Genomic DNA, 3,061 nt, shown 5'->3' on the forward strand with positions numbered 1-3,061 from the left:
CGCCTTTTAAATCCTCACGAATCCTTGATATGTAGCCCTTTTTATCCATGAACAAACCAGAACTACATGATTGTGTGAGCCAAATAGAAAAGACCGATAAATATCTCTGCTGCCATTGTCAGCTCCAAACACCAAATTCGCTTATCGGCAAAGCCTGTTGCAATTAAAGCCGAGATAGCAATGATGATGGTGTATTCGATATTTCCGAAGCTGAAATAATAGCTTAATCCAAGGAGTGTAAATCCGCCAATTGCCGATAAATAATGAGCAATACGGATAAACAGGTTTCGCTTGAAGTCGGAAAATACACCGACTAAGAAGATTCCGATACCGCCTCCGATAACCCACCAATCGGCAGATTCTTTAATGAACAGACCTGTAATGATGATGGATAATCCACAAACCCACATCACAATCTCAAATACAAGCTTGTAGGGTTTGCGTAAAAAGTAATTGCTATCGGAAATTGATTTGCGGATGCCATGAACCGCTATGATTGAGGTAAGATAAACTACCAACGCTATAAATGCCGTAAAAAGGCTTGCTATTACTAATGCTTTCATAATTATTGGAGTGTAATGGTTTTGTCTGTTTCGTCTTTGAAAGTGAGCTTCAGGTTATTCCCTGCAACATCCACCGAAAGGCTATCCACATCGGCATCCACGAAGTTTTTCATGAAGTTGATTTGGAAGTTCAATATCTCAGCCAGCTTTGCTTCCCAATCTTCACCTGAGAAGATGCCGGAATCAGCATACACCTGTAAGAACTTTTTCAGGAAGTCAGGAATGTTCTGTAAGTTGACATCCCAATCAGCCCCAACGGTGGCATTTTCTTCTATACCGCCAAGTTTAGTTTCATCGGCTTCGGAGTATGAACGTTTAGCATTATTGGCTTCAATGGCTGCTGCTTGTTCTGCCGAAATGGTTGTTGGTTTGTTCTGAATATTGGTATTCCAATCAGCTCCAACGGTAGCCCCTTCTTCGATTCCTCCAAGTTTGGTTTCATCCGCTTCGGGATAAGTGCGTTTTGCTGTATTCGCTTCGATAGCGATAGCTTGTTCCTCTGTTATTGTGGTAGGCTTATTGGCGATATTCGTATTCCAATCCGCCCCGGCTGTGGCGTTTTCTTCAATACCCGAAAGTTTGTCCTGGTCAGCTTCTGGGTAACTGCGCTTTTGAGCATTGGTTTCAATGGCTGCTGCCTGTTCTGCCGAAATGGTAACAGGTTTATTCTGAATATTAGTTTCCCAATCCGCTCCAACAGTAGCACCTTCTTCAATTCCTCCAAGCTTTGTTTCATCCGCTTCGGGGTATGAACGTTTTGCCTTGTTTGCTTCAATTGCGGTTGACTGTTCCTCTGAAATAGTAGTAGGCTTATTCTGAATATTGGTATTCCAATCAGCTCCGGCAGTTGCATTTTCTTCAATGCCTGAAAGCTTATCTTCATCGGCTTGTGGGTAGCTTCGCTTTTCAGTATTTGCCTCAATAGCTGCTGCCTGTTCTGCTGATATGGTAACAGGTTTATTCTGAATATTGGTTTCCCAATCACCTCCAACAGTAGCACCTTCTTCGATTCCTCCAAGCTTGGTTTCATCAGCTTCGGGGTAAGAACGTTTTGCCGTGTTTGCTTCGATAGCGGTAGCCTGTTCCTCTGAAATTGTAGTTGGTTTGTTGGCAATATTTGTTTCCCAATCAGCTCCAACAGTTGCATTTTCCTCTATGCCTGAAAGCTTGTCTTCATCGGCTTGCGGATAACTGCGTTTAGCATTATTGGCTTCAATATCGGCTGCTTGTTGTGGGGAGATGGTTACAGGTTTGTTTTGCACATTCGTGTCCCAGTCCGCTCCAACGGTGGCGTTTTCTTCAATCCCTGCCAACTTGTTTTCATCCGCTTCGGGATAGGAACGCTTTTGCGTATTTGCCTCAATAGCTGTCGATTGTTCTGCCGATATGGTAGTCGGTTTGTTCTGAATATTGGTATTCCAATCAGCCCCGGCAGTTGCACCTTCCTCAATCCCTGCAAGCTTTTCTGCATCAACTTGTGGATAGCTGCTCTTTTTGTTGTTGTTCTCAATTGCCGTTGCCTGTTCTGCACTAATGGTCGTTGGTTTATTTTGCAGTTCCTCAAAATTGGAAGTCAGATTCATATCGTTTTCCAATTGCGAAAGCTTTGTTGGAATGGCAATATTGATGTTACCATCAGGGTCGGTTACAAAACCACCGTGTACCTCGATACCACCATTGGGCATATACACAGGACTTTTCTCTGATATGAGTAAGTCTTCAACATTCCCGGCGATTATCAAACCACCGCTAATTTGCTGAACAATGGTTTTGGGTCTGTATTCCGGAGCGGATTTTGAACGTGCAATATTAATGAATGAACCAACCGAAGCCCTGTCAAGTATCGTGTCCTGAATATCCCTGTTCATCTTGAAGTAGGTATCAGAAAACACAATCTTGTTGTAGCCCCTGTCAAATACACACGATTGATTGACCTTCGCCTCAAAACAGCAATCATCAATGTTGGTGGTACTGTTCAGAAAGGCAATTGCACCGCTTCCGGCATCGGTATATTCAAAACGTATGTCTGCAAAATTGATAGCACTATTGTAAATTTCAATAGCCTTATCACTTTGGAAAATCACAGGCTTAACGAATGTTCCAACCACACCATCCACCTTATTGCTCAATGAGCAGATGTTGATTTGGTAGGAGAAATCACGAAGGACCAGGAACGTTCCCAAATCGTTGATGTAAGTACCATCCTCGAACATGATGCTGATACTTGCACTTTTGTTGGTGTGATACTTCAATGCTTTGGGCAGGGAATCAAACAGCCTTTGAAGCTTTGAAAAAGGAGTTCCTGACGGAATAATAATCGCTTTACGTTCAACATCGTATTCAAAACCTGTTATCTGCTGGTCTTTACTCATATCAAACACGCCCTGAAACACTTTGTATTGCTCGTGTTCCATACCCAAATAAGCGTACTGGCCATCCGAAGCCCATTCGCCTTTTTTCAATAACGGTGGGGTTGTTCCCCTAAACATTTTTATCGT

Annotated in this window: 2 protein-coding genes; both read right to left on the reverse strand. The window is 42.9% G+C overall.

Annotated features, from left to right (window positions below; translation table 11 throughout):
- Positions 1-62: 62 nt before the first annotated feature.
- Positions 63-563, reverse strand: coding sequence for a hypothetical protein (locus KEM10_RS23460; protein ID WP_212220714.1), 501 nt, complete (start codon positions 561-563; stop codon positions 63-65).
- Between the two features lie 2 nt (positions 564-565).
- A partial coding sequence (locus tag KEM10_RS23465; protein WP_212220717.1) for a hypothetical protein occupies positions 566-3,061 on the reverse strand: 2,496 nt, incomplete at its 5' end.

Source organism: Carboxylicivirga linearis, assembly GCF_018271995.1.
GTDB classification, from domain to species: domain Bacteria; phylum Bacteroidota; class Bacteroidia; order Bacteroidales; family Marinilabiliaceae; genus Carboxylicivirga; species Carboxylicivirga linearis.